The organism is Agromyces albus (assembly GCF_004134825.1).
Taxonomy (GTDB): domain Bacteria; phylum Actinomycetota; class Actinomycetes; order Actinomycetales; family Microbacteriaceae; genus Agromyces; species Agromyces albus.
In genome coordinates, this window is record NZ_SDPN01000009.1 from 47,924 (window position 1) to 62,872 (window position 14,949).

Annotated in this window: 13 protein-coding genes; 1 reads left to right on the forward strand and 12 read right to left on the reverse strand. The window is 69.2% G+C overall.

The features are described 5' to 3' along the window. Positions 1-16: 16 nt before the first annotated feature. From ESP51_RS06790 to ESP51_RS06825, 8 genes are all read right to left on the reverse strand, one after another. Positions 17-1,117 carry an NAD(P)-dependent alcohol dehydrogenase gene (locus tag ESP51_RS06790; RefSeq protein ID WP_129520143.1) on the reverse strand — a complete coding sequence of 367 codons (1,101 nt, stop codon included), beginning with the start codon at positions 1,115-1,117 and terminating at the stop codon, positions 17-19. Then, complete coding sequence (locus ESP51_RS06795; protein ID WP_129520144.1) at positions 1,114-2,607, reverse strand: aldehyde dehydrogenase family protein; 1,494 nt, start codon at positions 2,605-2,607, stop codon at positions 1,114-1,116. Before ESP51_RS06795 ends, ESP51_RS06790 begins: the two co-directional genes overlap by 4 nt. Before the next feature lie 75 nt (positions 2,608-2,682). Next, complete coding sequence (locus tag ESP51_RS06800) at positions 2,683-3,402, reverse strand: alpha/beta hydrolase (protein WP_129520145.1); 720 nt, start codon at positions 3,400-3,402, stop codon at positions 2,683-2,685. Positions 3,403-3,537: 135 nt separating this feature from the next. Further along, positions 3,538-5,790 (reverse strand): ATP-binding protein, encoded by a 2,253-nt coding sequence (locus ESP51_RS06805; protein WP_241843029.1) that lies wholly within the window; start codon positions 5,788-5,790, stop codon positions 3,538-3,540. A 51-nt stretch (positions 5,791-5,841) separates the two neighbouring features. Beyond that, on the reverse strand, positions 5,842-6,537 hold the full coding sequence (locus tag ESP51_RS06810) for a hypothetical protein (RefSeq protein ID WP_206737232.1): 696 nt from the start codon (positions 6,535-6,537) through the stop codon (positions 5,842-5,844). A 46-nt stretch (positions 6,538-6,583) separates the two neighbouring features. After that, positions 6,584-7,354 carry a CPBP family intramembrane glutamic endopeptidase gene (locus ESP51_RS06815; protein ID WP_129520147.1) on the reverse strand — a complete coding sequence of 257 codons (771 nt, stop codon included), beginning with the start codon at positions 7,352-7,354 and terminating at the stop codon, positions 6,584-6,586. A gap of 52 nt (positions 7,355-7,406) precedes the next feature. Then, a complete protein-coding gene (locus ESP51_RS06820) occupies positions 7,407-8,423 on the reverse strand; it encodes a COG1470 family protein (protein WP_206737233.1) in 1,017 nt (338 codons plus the stop codon). Between the two features lie 80 nt (positions 8,424-8,503). Continuing rightward, entirely contained in the window at positions 8,504-10,276 is a 1,773-nt protein-coding gene (locus ESP51_RS06825) for a purple acid phosphatase family protein (protein WP_241843027.1), read from the reverse strand. Between the two features lie 14 nt (positions 10,277-10,290). On the opposite strand from ESP51_RS06825, the gene ESP51_RS06830 reads away from it, so the two are divergent. Beyond that, the gene (locus ESP51_RS06830) at positions 10,291-10,965 is read left to right on the forward strand and encodes a type 1 periplasmic-binding domain-containing protein (RefSeq protein WP_129520148.1); all 675 of its coding nucleotides are present in this window, start codon (positions 10,291-10,293) and stop codon (positions 10,963-10,965) included. A gap of 15 nt (positions 10,966-10,980) precedes the next feature. Here ESP51_RS06830 and ESP51_RS06835 read toward each other — a convergent pair whose 3' ends face one another. From ESP51_RS06835 to ESP51_RS06850, 4 genes are all read right to left on the reverse strand, one after another. Further along, a complete protein-coding gene (locus tag ESP51_RS06835) occupies positions 10,981-12,183 on the reverse strand; it encodes a HupE/UreJ family protein (RefSeq protein WP_129520149.1) in 1,203 nt (400 codons plus the stop codon). Positions 12,184-12,344: 161 nt separating this feature from the next. Beyond that, on the reverse strand, positions 12,345-12,722 hold the full coding sequence (locus ESP51_RS06840; protein WP_129520150.1) for a hypothetical protein: 378 nt from the start codon (positions 12,720-12,722) through the stop codon (positions 12,345-12,347). An 83-nt stretch (positions 12,723-12,805) separates the two neighbouring features. After that, entirely contained in the window at positions 12,806-13,681 is an 876-nt protein-coding gene (locus ESP51_RS06845) for an LLM class flavin-dependent oxidoreductase (RefSeq protein WP_129520151.1), read from the reverse strand. A gap of 131 nt (positions 13,682-13,812) precedes the next feature. Continuing rightward, positions 13,813-14,730 carry a DUF817 domain-containing protein gene (locus tag ESP51_RS06850; protein ID WP_129520201.1) on the reverse strand — a complete coding sequence of 306 codons (918 nt, stop codon included), beginning with the start codon at positions 14,728-14,730 and terminating at the stop codon, positions 13,813-13,815. Positions 14,731-14,949: the final 219 nt, after the last annotated feature.

Here is a 14,949-nt window from a genome sequence, read left to right on the forward strand (position 1 = left end):
GCCGCGCCGCCGGCGATCAGAACACGATCACGGGCTTGACGGTGATGCCGTGGTGCATGTCGTCCGCCGCGCGACCGATCTCGTCGAGCGGGTAGCGCTTCTCGAGCCTCTCGAGCGGCAGCTTCCCCTCGGCGTGCAGTGCGATCAGGAGCGGGATGAGCGTCGCCGGGTCCGTGTCGCCCATCGTGACCCCGCGCAGCACCTTCCCCGACAGGATTCCCTGGATGTCGACGGGGATCTCGGTCCCGGGAGGCGGGGCGCCGCACACGAGCACCGTGCCGCGCACCGCGGCGGCATCGAGGGCTCCACGCGCGACCCTCGGGTTGCCCGTGGTGTCGAAGCTCAGGCTGACGCCGCGACCGCCGGTCAGCTCGGCGAGCCGCGCGCCGACGTCCTCGGTGCCGGCGTTGATCGTCGCCGTCGCGCCGAACTCCTCCGCGAGCCGCAGCCGCTCATCGACGAGATCGATCGCGATCAGCTGCGACGGATTCCGCTGCGCCGCCGCGATGACCGCCGACAGGCCGACGGCGCCGGCCCCGTAGACCGCGACGATGTCGCCCTCACCGGGATCGAGCACGTTCCACATCGATCCGAAACCGGTGAGCACCCCGCAGCCGAGCGGGGCGAGCACGGTGAGATCTGCTCCCGCGTCGACTTTCACGGCCGAGCGCTCGTCGGCGATCGCGTACTGGCCGAACGACGACTGGCCGAAGAAGTGGCTCGCGACGGGCGTGCCGTTGCGCGTGACATCCGCAGAGCCCTCTGGACGGAGCATTCCCAGGAGGTTCCGCGGCAGCCAGGTCTCGCAGTAGGCCGGGTGCGCCGAGTCGCACGCCTCGCACGAGCCGCATGACGTGAAGCTCAGCAGCACCTTGTCGCCGACGGCGAGGCCCGTCACGCCCTCGCCGACCCGGTCGACGATGCCGGCGCCCTCGTGGCCGATGATCCCGGGCGAGGGGAAGGGGATCCCACCGGCGATCACGCCGAGGTCGGTGTGGCACAGGCCGGAGGCCACGAGCCTGACGAGCACCTCCCCGGGCCCGGGGTCGGCGAACTCGACGTCAGTGACCAGAAGTTCGCCCGGCGCCTCGAGGACGGCGGCGCGTCCCGCCGTCACTGGGCGGCCCCCTGCTCGAGGTTGAACACGATCGAGTGCGAGCGCTGGTAGGAGGCCATCGCCTCTGGTCCCCCCTCGCGACCCCAGCCCGAGGCCTTGACCCCGCCGAACGGAGTGGCGGGGTCGAGCAGGGCCCAGCCGTTCACCCAGGTGATCCCCGCGTCGAGCCGCGCGGCGACGCGGTGGGCCTTTGCGAGATCCGAGGTCTGGATGCCGCTCGCGAGCCCGTAGCGCGTGGAGTTGGCGAGTTGGATCGCCTCCTCTTCGGTGTCGAATGGCTGCACGGTGAGCACCGGTCCGAAGACCTCCTCCGCCACAGCCTCGGCGTCGGCGGCAAGGTCGGCGAGCACCGTCGGAAGGAAGTAGAAGCCGTCGAGCTCGGCCTCTTCGCCTCCCGTGATCACCCGGGCGCCGTCCGCCTTCGCGCGGTCGACCATCGCCGCGACCTTCTTGAGCTGGGTCGCGCTCGCGAGCGGACCGATCACCGTCTCGGGATTCGTGATGTCGCCGAAGGGCACCTGCGGCACCGCCTCGGCGAGGATGCCGAGCACGACCTCGTAGATGGGACGTTCGACGAGGAGCCGGGGTCCCGCCATGCAGAACTGCCCGGTGTTGAAGACGAATGCGGCGATGACGGTGTGCATCGCCGTGTTGAGGTCGGCATCTGCGAAGAGGATGTTGGCGGCGTTGCCGCCGAGCTCCGCGGTGAACGGCTTGAGGGTGCTGCCCGCGAGCTGGGCCGCGTGCGCGCCGACCTCAGTCGAGCCGGTGAAGGCGACCTTGTCGACGCCCGGATGCGCGACGAGGTGATCGCCGATCGCGGCGCCCGAGCCGGTCACGACGTTGAAGACGCCGTCGGGCACGCCGGCTTCCTGCAGGATCTGCGCCATCAGCAGCGCGGTCAGCGGGGTATCGCTTGCCGGCTTGTGCACGACGGTGTTGCCGGCGATGAGCGCGGGGGCGATCTTCGTGCTCGACAGGATGAGCGGGAAGTTGAACGGGGTGATCGCCGCGACGACGCCGATCGGCTCGTGCTTGACATAGACGTGCGTCTGGCCGGTGCTCTCCCGCACCGAGCCGTCGAGGTGGTGCCCGAGGCTCGCGTAGTACTCGTACAGCTCGGCGGCGTTGTTGACATCGACGACCCGGGCGAAGGTGATCGGCTTGCCGACGTTCGAGCTCTCCGCCTGGGCGAGCTCCTCGGAGCGCTCGCGCATGAGCGTGTAGGCGCGCTGCAGGATCCGCGCCCGTTCGCGACTGGACAACCCCGACCACACCCCCGAGTCGAACGCGGCGCGCGCGGCCGCGACCGCGGCATCCACATCGGCGGTCGTCGCCTTCGCGACCTCGGTGAGCTTCTTCCCGGTCGCGGGGGCGATCACGTCCATGCGGCCGCCGTCCGAGGCGTCCCGCCACTGCCCGCCGATGAACAGTCGTCCGGGCGGGGGAGCGGTGGTGGATGCGGGGGTCTGGGTTTCAGTGAGGGTCATCGTTCTGCTCTTCTCTGAGTGGTGGATGCGGTCGTGGGGGTGGTGGGTCTGGTGCCGGTTGTCCGACTGGGGCGGTCAGTTCGCGACGGACGAGAGCGCCGAGACGCGCTCGAGCAGGTCGGCGAAGCCGGCGGGGTCCTCTTGGAACGGCGCGTGACCGTTCGGGATTCGCACGATCTCGGCGCCGCTGCGCACGGCGAGCGACTCCTGGAACTCGGGCGCGACGACGCCGTCGTTCTCGGTGAGGATGTACGTCGCAGGCTTCACCCGCCACGCGACGCGTGAGACCTCGTCGCTGAATGAAGCCAGCGACTGCGGCCGGAACAGATCGGCGAGTTGCTCGGATGCCTCGCGCGGAACGCCGGGCGGCATGTCGGCGGCGATCAGGTCGACGCGCTCGTCTCGGCTGCGGCCCATGGTCACCTGACCGTCGGCGATGCCCCACGCCTCGGGCAGGGCGCCGCCCACCGAGGCGATGACGCTCTCACCGGCGTCGAGGGCGAACGCCGCGACGTACACGATGCGCTCGACCGCGGGGTGATCGCCCGCCTCCGTCACGGGCACGCCACCGTACGAGTGCGCGACGAGTACGACCGGTCCGTCGTTGCGATCGATCGCGGCGGTGATCGCCGCGGCATCCTGGAGCATGCTCTCGGTAGTGCCGGTCGAGGGAAGATCGAGCGCGTCGACCTCCCAGCCGCGCTCGCGGAGGATCTCGACGAGCGGGGCGAATTCCCACGGGCCCACCCAGGCGCCGTGGACGAGGATGATTCGAGGGCGGAGTTGCGCAGTCATCGGGATTCCATGCCTTTGCGGACGGGATGCGCACGGGTTCGCTCTCGCGATGCCCGACGTTGCGCATCTGCTGGGTCGACGTCGGTGTCGTTTCCCCAGCGTGCCTTCGCGCGTCGCGCGGCGGTATCCGTAGGACTACGTAATCGGCGACGTCGACGCGAACGTCGCCTCGTACCAGGCCGCGATCTGCGCGCGCGAGGAGAAGCCGAGCTTGCCGAGGATGCGCTGCACGTGAGTGTCGACGGTGCGCACCGAGAGCACGAGTTCCCCGGCGATCTCGCGATTGCTCATTCCGCGATGGATGCGCATCGCCACGTCGCGCTCCCGCGCGCTGAGCCCCCCGGCGACCGTGGTCTTCGACTCGAGCGCGAACGCGACGGCCTCGTCGGAGTCGAGGTGCGCGCCCGCGCCGACGAGCTTGTCGTACCGCTGGGGGCCGAGCCGCCGCCGGAGTTCGTCGACGCACCGATCGTGATGCGCCGCGAGCTGGGGCCCGTGCACCGTGATCGCCGACCCGATGAGCCGCCAGCGGGCGTCGGTCGCTCCCAGGAGGATCGCGGCCCGATCCGCCAGGCCGCGCTCTGCGTCGACCCAGCTGAGCACCTCGAGCATGAGGCACTCGCCGACGGGATCGTCGAAACCGCGATCGGTCACGATGGCCTGCCGCGCGAAGCGCTCCGCGGCATCCAGATCCCGCTCGACGAACGCGGCGAGGCCGAGCGACCACAGCGCGTGTGACCGCATCCACGTCTCGCCCGCGGACTCGGCGTAGGCGAGCGCGTCCCTCCCGGCACGGGCCGCTTCGGGCTCGCGGAGATGGCTCAGGGCCGTGGTGAGCTGGAACTGCGCGAGGAGGGCCTCCTCGGGGTGGCCGCACTCCTGGGCGGCCCGGATCGACGCTTCGAACTGGCCCACCGCATCCTGCGGCCGGCCGGAGAACATCGCATGCGTGCCGCGCCAGCGGTCGATCTCGACGCGGATGGTGGCCGCCCGGTCCGCTGAGAACGAGGCGCCCTTCCTCTGACTGTCGGCCTCGTCGAGTCGCGCCGCCGCTTCGTCGAGGTCGCCCTGCAGCAGGCACAGCCAGGCGGCGTTGATGAGAGCTGGAACCCGGTGGGTGGCGGACCCTCCCGGCAGGGCGAGCACGCGGGTAGCCCAGCCGCGACCCTCGGGGATGAAACCGCCGACCGCCCAGTGGTAGCAGAGATCGGAGAACAGGGCGAGGGCCGTGTCGGTGTCGACCGCGGTGGCCACGGTGAGAGCGGACTGCAGTTCGGCCCGGTCGGCGCGCAGTCGCGCGAGGACCCTGGTCTGCCCCGGGCCGTACCAATCCACGCGCGAACTCGCCGCGACGGCCGCGAAGTGATCGAGGTGGCGCCGGGTCAGCACCGGCGACCGCCCCTCCTCCTCGGCGCGCTCCCGTCCGTAGCCGCGGATCGTCTCGAGCATCCGGAATCGACCGGTCTCATGATCCGCCTCGACGACGGACTGCGCGACGAGTTCGTCGAGCGGGTCGACGACGTCCTTGATCGTGTAGCCTCCGACCGCCGCAGCGGCCCCGAGGTCGAACGGGCCGGAGAACACCGCGAGCGCGCACCAGAGTTCCCGCTGCTCGGGCGAGCACAGCTCGTAGCTCCAGTCGACCACCGCGCGCAGGGTGCGTTGGCGCCCGACGGCGCTGCGTGAGCCGGTGCGAAGGAGGGTGAACCGGGAGGAGAGACCGCTCGCGAGCTCCGCGATCGAGAGGGTGCGCAACCGCGTCGCGGCGAGTTCGATCGCGAGCGGCAGCCCATCGAGGGAGCGGCACAGCTCGGCGGCGGACGCCTCCTCCGTCGGACCGAGCTCGAAGGCGGCGTCGGCGGCACGTGCTCGGGCCACGAGGAGCGACACCGCATCGGATGTCCCCTCCGACGCGGCCTCCAACGACAGCGGCGGCACCGGATAGACGAGCTCGCCATCGAGCTCGAGCGGACGACGGCTCGTCGCGAGCACGGTGAGCTGCGGGAGCACGAGCAGAAGTTCGTCGGTGAACGAGGCGGCAGCATCGATGATCTGCTCGCAATTGTCGAGAACCAGGATCGCAGGCGTGTCGCGAAGCGCGGCGACGACGACCTCGAGCGGATCGCGCCCCGATTGGTCGGCGAGCGGAAGGGCGCGCACCACCGCGAGCGGCACGCGTTGCGGGTCCTGCACGGACTCGAGCGGGACGAACCAGCAGTCGACGCCCTCATGTTCCGCATACCGGTTCGCCGCGCGCATCGCGAGCCGGGTCTTGCCTGCACCGCCGACGCCCGTGAGGGTCACGAGCGAAGATGCATCGAGGAGCGACTGGAGAGCCTCCAGCTCGCGATGGCGACCGACGAACGCGCTTCGCGGCTCTCTGATCATCACGACTCCAGCGTCATCGCCCGAGGCGGGCGGTGAACTCGGGTGGGTCGATTATCGCAGCGCCTGGGAGCCGACGGGCACATCCGCCTCGGCGCGGACATCCGGAGCTTCACGCCTCGCGCCGACGAAGCGCGCCGTGTCCGACACGGCGGAGGTGAGCAGGGCGACGAGTCGATCGTCGGGATCCGCGACGCACGCCCGCGCGATGCCGTCGACGGCGCCGGTCACGATGTCGCGGCACTGCCGCGCCGTCATGCTCGGGCGGCCCGGACCGACTTCCTCCATGAACCGGATGGCCCAAGCGCTGGCGGCGGGCGCGGCGCGGAGGGCGGCCTGTGCCAGTTCGCGCGATTCCGCGGCGAGCTCATCGTCGCGTTCCGCGAGGACCGTGAGGGCGACGCGCAGTCCCACCGCCTGCGAACGCTGGCGCTCCTCAGCGGCGATCGGCAGGGCGGCGTGGGCGGCTCGCACGGCGAGCAGGACGTCGAGCAGCGGGTCGTCGCTCGTCAGGCCGATGACCGCCGGAATGAGCGGCGCGAGCCGCGCGCGGCCGGCATCGCTCGTCTGGTCGTTCACCATCCGCGCCAGATGCGCGAGGGTGCCGTGCGTACATGCCGGATGATCGCTCCAGCGCTCCCCCGCGACGTACGACGCGAACTCCATGAAGCACGCCCCGCGCCGCGGCGAGCGGTGCCGGCCCGGGGAGAGGATCGGCATGACATCCGGGTGAGCCATCCAGTCGCGCATGAGACCTCCATCGCTCCTTCCACTGTGCGCCTGCCGCAGCCGAGATTCAAGCGCCTCGGCCGGATGTCTCTGCTTCGGGTTCGGCGGGGGCGGCAGCGGAAGGAAGCCGGCCGATGACGAGCGGGCGCAGGATCACCGCCGCGGTCGCAAGGAACGCGACGCAAGTGATTGCGACGACAGGGTCCGGCAGTGGGTTCGCGGAGAGGACGCTCGTGAAGTCGACGGCGGCGTGCAGGAGCACGAGCGGAAGCACCCAGCGGAAGCGGTACTGGAACGCCGCCAACCCGATGCCGTAGCACGCGGAGACGAGGACGTTGAGGAGGACGTCTTCGGCCGTGCGTGAGGTGGTGGTGGCGAAAGCCGAGAGGTGCTGAAGGCCGAAGAGGGCGCCGGTGAGCGCGACGGCACCCGCGGGACCGAAGGAACGCCGCATCCGTTCCAGTACGACGACTCGGCTGATGAGCTCTTCGTTCACACCGACGAGGAGCAGAGTGAGTGCCCAGAGCCCGAAGCCGGGCGGGAGCTCGATGAGTCCGGTCGGCACCGCCCACAGCAGCGTCTCGATGACGAACGGAACGAGGAACAGGGCGGCGGTTCTTCCCCGCCACAACGAGAACAGGCCGGACACGCGCCACTGGCCGCGTACGGTCACGAGCACGACGGCGAGGAGCACACACGCGACGTTGGCGGCGAGCCCCAGGTACCAGCCCGAGATCCCCAGCAGTGGCGCGAACGCCAGGGCTCCCATGATCACCCCGAACCGAAGGACGTGCACGGCCGTGCCGAATCCGAGAGCCCGCCAACGATCACCTGTCACCCGCGCACCTTACCGGGCCGTAGTGGCCAGTCCGTGAATACGGCGAGACGAGTCATGCGAGGCCACCGGCCTTCTGTGGGGCGGACCTGCGGAGCTTCCGGACGAACACCACGGCGACGAGCGCGCCGACGCCAAGGATGAGCAGCAGCCATGGGATCGCCCAGCCGTTTCCCGTGTGCTCGGAGCCGGCGAGCGGACCGGTGGAGCCGGCCGGATCCGTATACAGGGGTACAACCGTGACGGTGGCGGCGAGGAGCCCGGACGGGACCACGCCGTCGATGGGCACGGAGACACGCCAGATTTCGCCCGGGAGCAGTCGGGGGATGTTCTCAATGGGTTCTGCCGTGACGCCGAATGAGTCGAAGGGGCCGGCGACAGTGACCGACTGTTCCGCCGAGAGCATGGTGTCGCCGGTGTTGCGGACCGTGTACGTCACCATGGCGAGCCCCGCGCCGAGCGGATCACCTGAGAAATTCACGCTCAGGTCTTCTACCGACAGCTTCGGCTGAAACGCGTCACCCACTCGAAGATGGACGCGGATGGCGGCCCGTCGCTCCGGCTCGGTGCCGTTCGAGGTCGACGCCGACGTGGTGACGATTCCGCCCATGTGGTCGCCCGGGGTGGCGTCATCCGGGACGGTGACGGTGAACGGGATCTCTCCGGACTCGCCCGGTTGGAGGCTGATCCGCTCCTGGGCCATCCGGAGCCAAGCGCCCACACCGGTCGACGCATGCTCTCGAGTGCGCAGGTCGAGCTGTGCGGTCTCGGTGGTGAACGCGTCCGCGGCATACAAGCGGAGGTCGATCGGAGCCGGGCCGTCGTTGACGACGACGAGAGCGTCCTCGATCCGGTCGCCCCGTTCAACCAGATAGTCGTAGTTCTGCCGACCGGAACCGTGCGAGCCATCAGCGGTGTCAACGACCCATGAGGGGCCATTCTCGGCCGCCTCGGCGGGAGCGGCGAGAAAAGCCCCCGCGAGCAGGAAGGCGGCGAGCGCGGCGACGACCACGCGCCAAAGGAACCGCCCGTTGAGGGTCTGACGGGGACTGAACGTCTGCATCGTGCTCATCTCGAGGTTCGGGGGATCGGCGTGATGTCGAGCGGATGGGTGGGCGCCAAGGCGCCCACCCATCCGTTGGAGTGAAACGATCAGTTCAGCGTGGTGATCGTCGTCGTGCCCTGCTCGGTCGTGACCGGCGCGGCAGCGTCCTTCCGGTGACCGCCGGCTTTGGCCTCCGACTTGTGGATCACGACCTGGTCGACGATCGACCCGACGGGCAGCGCCTCGGCCGCACCGTTGTCGGGTCCGCACCAGTCGACCCGGCCGACCTCGACCGCTGCGTTGGGCGCCTCGCAGGTGCCGCTGCGGATGTTCTCGACGGTGAGGTGCTCATCGCGCACCGAGACCTTGACATAGCTGCGGACGTGCTCCTGGTTCTCGACCGAGTTCGCCCAGTGGTTGTCGGGATTCAGCGGGTCGGGACCGTAGTTCGGGTCTGCCGCGACGTCTGGGTCGGTGAGGTCGTAGTACTTGGAGCCGGACGCGGAGTTCGCCGTGACGTAGGTGACGCCGCCCGGGCCTTGGAACACGCTCGAAGCGCCGGGCTGCTCGTCAGGGTTGGCCTTCGCGCCGTTCTTGATCTGGTAGCTGCGCGAGTACGCGTGGTCGTGGCCCTGGAGAACCAGGTCCACCCCGAGCTCTGAGAACGCCGTCGGGAAGTCCCGGCGCCGTTCCTTGGCGTCGCGGTCGTTCGCGTGGTCGGCCGGCGAGTAGATCGAGTGGTGGTAGACGAGCACGGTGTGCTTCGCCTCGGCGCCGTGCTCCTCGATGACGTCCGTGATGTAGTCGATGTGCGCCTCATCTGCGTCAACGCCAGGCGCGCCGCTCGTGGAGTAGGCGTTGCTGTTGATGTCGATGAACAGCGTGTCCTTGTACTCGAACCAGTAGTTGCCGCCCGACTGGGTCGTGAGGTTGCTCGACCGGTAGTACTGCGGTGAGCGGTCGGTGTTCGGGGTCCAGAGGTGCTGCTCATATGCCTTGCCGCCGACGTCGTGGTTTCCGATCGTCGCAACCCACGGCACCGCGCGCAGACCTTCAGGTGCGAGGAAGCCTTTCCACTCCGCCTCGACGTTCGCGGTGTCGACTTGGTCGCCGCCGGAGACGAGCAGTTCTGCCTCGGGGTTCGCGGCGAGGGAAACCTCGACAGTGTCCTCCCAGCCGGCCTGATCCAGGGGGATGTTGTCCGAGGATCCGATCTGCGGGTCGCCGAAGAACAGGAAGTCGAAGTTGCCCTCGAACTTCCGCGTCTTGAACGCGTAGGACTCCGACCAGTCGCCGTCGCCTCCCACGCGGTAGGAGTACTGGATGTTCTCGGCAAGGCCCGAGATGACGGCGTGGCCGTTGTAGCCGCCGTTGACGGTGTTGGGGCTCACGATGGCTGGGATGCTGATCGCGTCGGCCGGGAACTCGCCGTCGATGATCGTGTCGGTGGGGGCGACCTGCACGACCTGCGCCGTGGCCGCGGAGGCGTACCAGTTCACGACCCGCTGGGACTCGTCGGCCCCGACGAGCAGGATGATGTCGTCGATCGCGGCGGGATCTTCGGCCTGGGCGGCGGACACGATGCCGCCGAGCGCCATCGCGGTGCACACGGCTGCTGCGGCGACCCCGATGGCCGCGCGGCGCCGAAGTGGGGCGAACGACGCATTCGGCGTTCGCAGGTTGGTCTTCATCTCGGAGAACTCCTTCTCGATATGGATGAGGGCCGCCATCGACCCCACGACACCGTCGCGGGCGACCATGACGAGCCGGTGAACGTCGTCGGAATGTTGACCCGTCAGGTCCAGAACACTCGGCAGGAGGCGCGCGACGCCGTCTTCGTCGATCGGCGATGCGGTAGAAATGGGATGCTTTCCAGCCACAGGAGGACGATTCCTTGCGCGTTCGAACCCAACGCAGCTCCGCCGCCGTGTCCGTGGCATCCGCTCTCGCATTGCTGCTCAGCGGGTGCGGCTCCGCCGACGACTGGTCGGGCCCCCGATCCGAGTTGCAGCCGATCGGCACCCTTGCACCGGGATTCACGGATGCCCCGCCTGCGCCAGGTGCGACGATCGCGCCGCGCTCGGGTTCGTGGGACGCGGTGCATCCGCCGCAGGGATACCGGGTCGTGCTGCTCACCTTGGGCGACGATGCGGCAACGGCGACGCTCTCGACCGCAGTGGCGGAGTGGGCGGCCGCCGAAGACGTCAGCCTCAAGACGGTCACCGTCACGGAGCCCGAACGCGCCATCGACGGGATCGTCGAGGCCATGGAGCTCGGGCCCGACCTCATCGTCAGCGCCGGCGACGAACTCGTCGACCCACTGGCGGTGGTCACCGCGAGCCACCTCGACCGTCAGTTCCTCATCGTCGGCGCGCAGCTGCCCGAGCCCACCGGGAACGTGACGGCCGCGGTGTGGCACGGAGCCTCGTCCCGCGGGAGCGAGGTCGCCAACTCGTCGACATCGAGCGATCCGGATGCCGTCACCCCCGATCGGGCCGACGCCGCCGTGCGGGCCGGCGTCGCGAGCGTGGTGAACGGTATCACCGGCATCGTCGTCTGGCTCGGCTGACCGGCTCGCCAGTCGTCATCCAGCGCCGACAAGGCGCTGCACGAACCAGACCAGGCCCGTGACGGCCACCCCGGCAGCGACGGCGGCGCCGACCCCGAGCGCGAGCTTCGGCTCGCGTCGGCGGAGGAGCACGAGCAGCGGGAAGACGGCGGCGATGACGGCGATCTGCACCGCCTCGATGCCGACATTGAAGACGAGCAACGACCAGAGGAGTGGCCACGAGAACGGCTCGTCGATCCCGAGCGCCCCGGCGAACCCGAGCCCGTGCACGAGGCCGAAGCCGAACACGACCGCGAGCCGCGCCCAGTCGGCCCGGTCGAGGCCGAACCTGCCGGGGCTTTCCGGTGCGAGCGTGCGTGGCCCACGCCAGAGCCGCCACAGGTACCAGGCGGCGACCACGGCGATCGACAGGGCGATGATCGGCTCGACGACCACTCCCGGCGCCGACACGATGCCCAGCGCGGCCAAGATGAAGGTCACCGAGTGCGCCACCGTGAACGAGGTCGCCGCCAGCACGACGTCGCGCAATCGCCGCGAGCCCACGATCAGGGCGAGCAGGAACAGCACGTGGTCGATGCCGAACAGCAAGTGCTCGGCTCCGAGCACGAAGAAGTGGCCGAATCGCTCGAGCAAGGGCTGTTCGGTCGTGAAGACCGGCGCCTCGCGGTCGAGCGCCGCGCTCCCGCTCTGGCCATCGAGGTCGTATTCGAGGACCGTCACGGTGCCCGTGACGTACTCCTCGGCATCCGGAAACAACTCGCTCCGGATCTCGTGAACAGAACCGTGCCCGCAGGCGTGATCGAGCGTGAGCATCGCATAGGGAACGCCCTCCCGCTGTGTCACGCCGATCTCGCCGACTCGGTCCGGCTCGCACGGCTGCCCGTCGGCGCTGACCTCGAAGCGCTCTGTGACGTACCGCATGATCGCGCCTGCATGTGCGTTGAGAGCGGATGCCTCGTCGCCCGTCTGGAACACGTCCATCCCGTCTTCGAAGAACTGCGGGGCGTTCTCGAAGTCTGCGACGGAGACGACGAGCAGGTCGTACTCCAGGCCGAGCTCGGTGCGTACCGTGTCATCCGCCTGGGCGCTCGCATCCACGTGGACGACGGTCGAGAACCCGTGCGCGGCGGCGGGGAGTGAGACGATCACCGAAGCAGTCGCCGTAAGTGCGAGGGCGGCTGCCGCGATGAGGTGGCGTACGCCGGGGCGACTGGACATCTGACTCCTTCTGGGGGCGCGCTGATGCTCGCCGAGCCGGGTGAACGAGACCAAGCCATCTGGGAAACGGGGTGAGAACCGTGCTCCCCGCCCGCAGCGACACGCCCTCGCTGAAGTCCAACCTCGATCCGGCGGTGAGCGGCGGAGTGGAGGTCTGATGCCTACGCGAGACGGACGAAGCCGGCGATGTACTCCGCGTGTGCCGTTAGCGGGACGCCAGCCGACTCCGCCTGCCGCCGCATCGTCGTCTGCGCCTGATCACTGGCTGGGCCGTAAATCTCCCACGCCTCTCTTTCCATGACCTGCCCCGCTTGCTCCCCGCGTGTCTCCGCCCCCTCAAGGTGGCGGTCCAGCGCATCAGCATCGGCGAACAGGTGGATGATCGTCAACCGGGATTCCTCGCGGTCGAGGTAGTGGAGGAACGCCGCCGTCTGCGGCTTCTCAGCTTGGAGGCGGCGGACAGCCTCAGGCGCCATCCGCTCGTACGCGGCCAAGTCTTTCACTCTGAAATGGCTGATGAACACGATAGGTGCAGACATACTTGTCTCCCGGTGAGCCTCGCACCAACTATAGGAGAGGACGCCCCAAGCGATGATGAGTCGGCGATGATAGACAGCCGGCGTCAGGACAGGGTGGGCAGGACATCCGTGGCCACGGTGTCGAGGACCGCCTCGTCACCCGCGAACGGGCCCTCGTGCCGCGGCCAGGGCGCCAGGACGTCGGTGAAGCCCAGTTCTGCGGCACGGCCAAGGAAGTCGCGGTAGACCTCGACGCTCGAGAGGCTGAAGACCGGCGCGGCGTCGGTCTGGAGGAAGCGGCGGACCGTGGCCGGGTCGCGGGACTCGGCAGCCAAGGCTTCGTCGAACCGGGCCGACAGCTCCGCCAGCGACTTCCACCACCCCTCGAGAGTGTCGTGCACGGTGCCGATGGTGACCCAGCCCTGGCCGTGTCGGGCGGTCAGCGCCAACGCCTTCGGACCGTTCGCGGCCATCACGAACGGGGTGCGCGGACGCTGGACGCAGCCGGGGGCGTTGCGGGCGTCCACGGCCGTGTAGTACTCGCCGGAGTAGTCGACGCCGTCTGTGGTCAGCAGCGCGTCCAGCAACTCCACGAACTCCTTGTACCGCCTCGACGGGCTCGCGGCCTTCGTGGTGCCGCCGAAGACGTCCACGTCGTAGCCATTCACTCCGCCGGCACCCACGCCCACCGTCAACCTTCCGTCCGACAGGTCGTCCAATGCCGTGACGTCCCTCGCGAACGGCACCGGGTGCCGGAAGTTCGGCGACGCCACCATGAAGCCCAACCCGATCCGCGACGTCGCTTGCGCCGCTGCGCTCAACGTCGGCACCGAGCCGAACCACGGGCTGCCGACCAGCGGCCCCCAGCCCAGGTGGTCGAACGTCCACGCGTGGTCGAAGCCGTACGCCTCCGCCGCCTGCCACCTCGGCTTCGCCTCGGCCCAGCGGTACTCCGGAAGGATCGTGATCCCCGCCCTCATCGATCTTCTCCTCGGTGTAGATCCCACACAGCTGTACAGGTGCCGTGCTCATTCGAACAGAATGCCCATTCATGGTCAAACGGCCGACGACCACCCGCCTTCGACATGCAGATCTACGAGCGGATGACCCATCAGCCCCGCACAGGACTCGCAATGGCTCCTCGCTCGACCTCGGTCCGCGCGATCGAGGGCGGCCTCGGTGGGTACACCCAGGTCACGAGCACGACGGAGATGATCATCAACAGCAACCAGGAGACGAGTTTCGACGGCGACACGAGCTGCCATCCGTCGACCTGGTCGGGATAGAACCACGCGCCCGCCCACGTCGCGATGTTCTCGGCGAGCCAGATGAAGAGCGCGACGAGGCCGAAGGCAGCGAGGAGCGGCATCCGTAACGTGCGCCGCCACACCCGGAAGTGCATGACTGTCGGCCACCAGAGCAGCACGACGGCCGCCAAGAGCACCCAGCGCAGGTCGAACACATAGTGGTGCGTGAAGAAGTTCGCGTAGATCGCGACGGCCACGATCGCCGTGAGCCATTGCCTCGGGTAGCGCGTGAACCCGAGGTCGAAGAGCCGGTGAACGCGCACCATGTACGAGCCGACGGCCGCGTACATGAAGCCCGAGAAGAGCGGCACACCCGCGATGCGGAGCACGCCGTCGCCGTCGTACGACCACGACCCGACGTCGGTCTTGAAGAGTTCCATGACCGTGCCGGTCACGTGGAAGAGCACGATCACCCAGAGTTCGCGGCCGGTCTCGAGCCGGGTAGCGACCATGACGACCTGGATCAGCACGGCCGCAATCGTGAGGGCGTCGTTCCGCGCGAGGGCGGCATCGTCGGGATACCAGAGGCGTGCCGCGACGATCACGACGAGCAGCGCGGCGCCGAAGATGCACGCCCATGCCTGCTTCGCCCCGAACACGAGGAATTCGATGAGGCCCGCACGGATGCCTCGCTCCGATGCGTCGGCGAGCAGGCGGTGCGCCGCGCGGTCGATCGCGCGCTCGACGGCGGTGAGCTCCTGCTGGTGCGCGGTCTCCCGCACGGCCTGGGCGGGAGTGTGCACGGTCGGGTGCCGGGCTTCGGACTTCACTCCGGCCGCCGCGATGCCGTGTCGACCGCAGGTAGCGGGGGAGCGGGCAGCGGCTCCCAGCTGTGCGTCTCGGCGTCGGTCGGCGGCATGTGAATGATCACGGCTCCCATGCAGTGGAGAGTAGCGGCGGCAGTCGACCGGAAGCCTGAGTTTCACACCGCGGGATGTGAG

Bases quoted from the DNA above. Each gene is read 5' to 3' on its own strand.
- ESP51_RS06840 (WP_129520150.1), bottom strand. From the start codon at position 12,722: ATGTCTGCACCTATCGTGTTCATCAGCCATTTCAGAGTGAAAGACTTG.
- ESP51_RS06805 (WP_241843029.1), bottom strand. From the start codon at position 5,790: ATGATCAGAGAGCCGCGAAGCGCGTTCGTCGGTCGCCATCGCGAGCTG.
- ESP51_RS06845 (WP_129520151.1), bottom strand. From the start codon at position 13,681: ATGAGGGCGGGGATCACGATCCTTCCGGAGTACCGCTGGGCCGAGGCG.
- ESP51_RS06835 (WP_129520149.1), bottom strand. From the start codon at position 12,183: ATGTCCAGTCGCCCCGGCGTACGCCACCTCATCGCGGCAGCCGCCCTC.
- ESP51_RS06795 (WP_129520144.1), bottom strand. From the start codon at position 2,607: ATGACCCTCACTGAAACCCAGACCCCCGCATCCACCACCGCTCCCCCG.
- ESP51_RS06810 (WP_206737232.1), bottom strand. From the start codon at position 6,537: ATGCGCGACTGGATGGCTCACCCGGATGTCATGCCGATCCTCTCCCCG.
- ESP51_RS06820 (WP_206737233.1), bottom strand. From the start codon at position 8,423: ATGAGCACGATGCAGACGTTCAGTCCCCGTCAGACCCTCAACGGGCGG.
- ESP51_RS06800 (WP_129520145.1), bottom strand. From the start codon at position 3,402: ATGACTGCGCAACTCCGCCCTCGAATCATCCTCGTCCACGGCGCCTGG.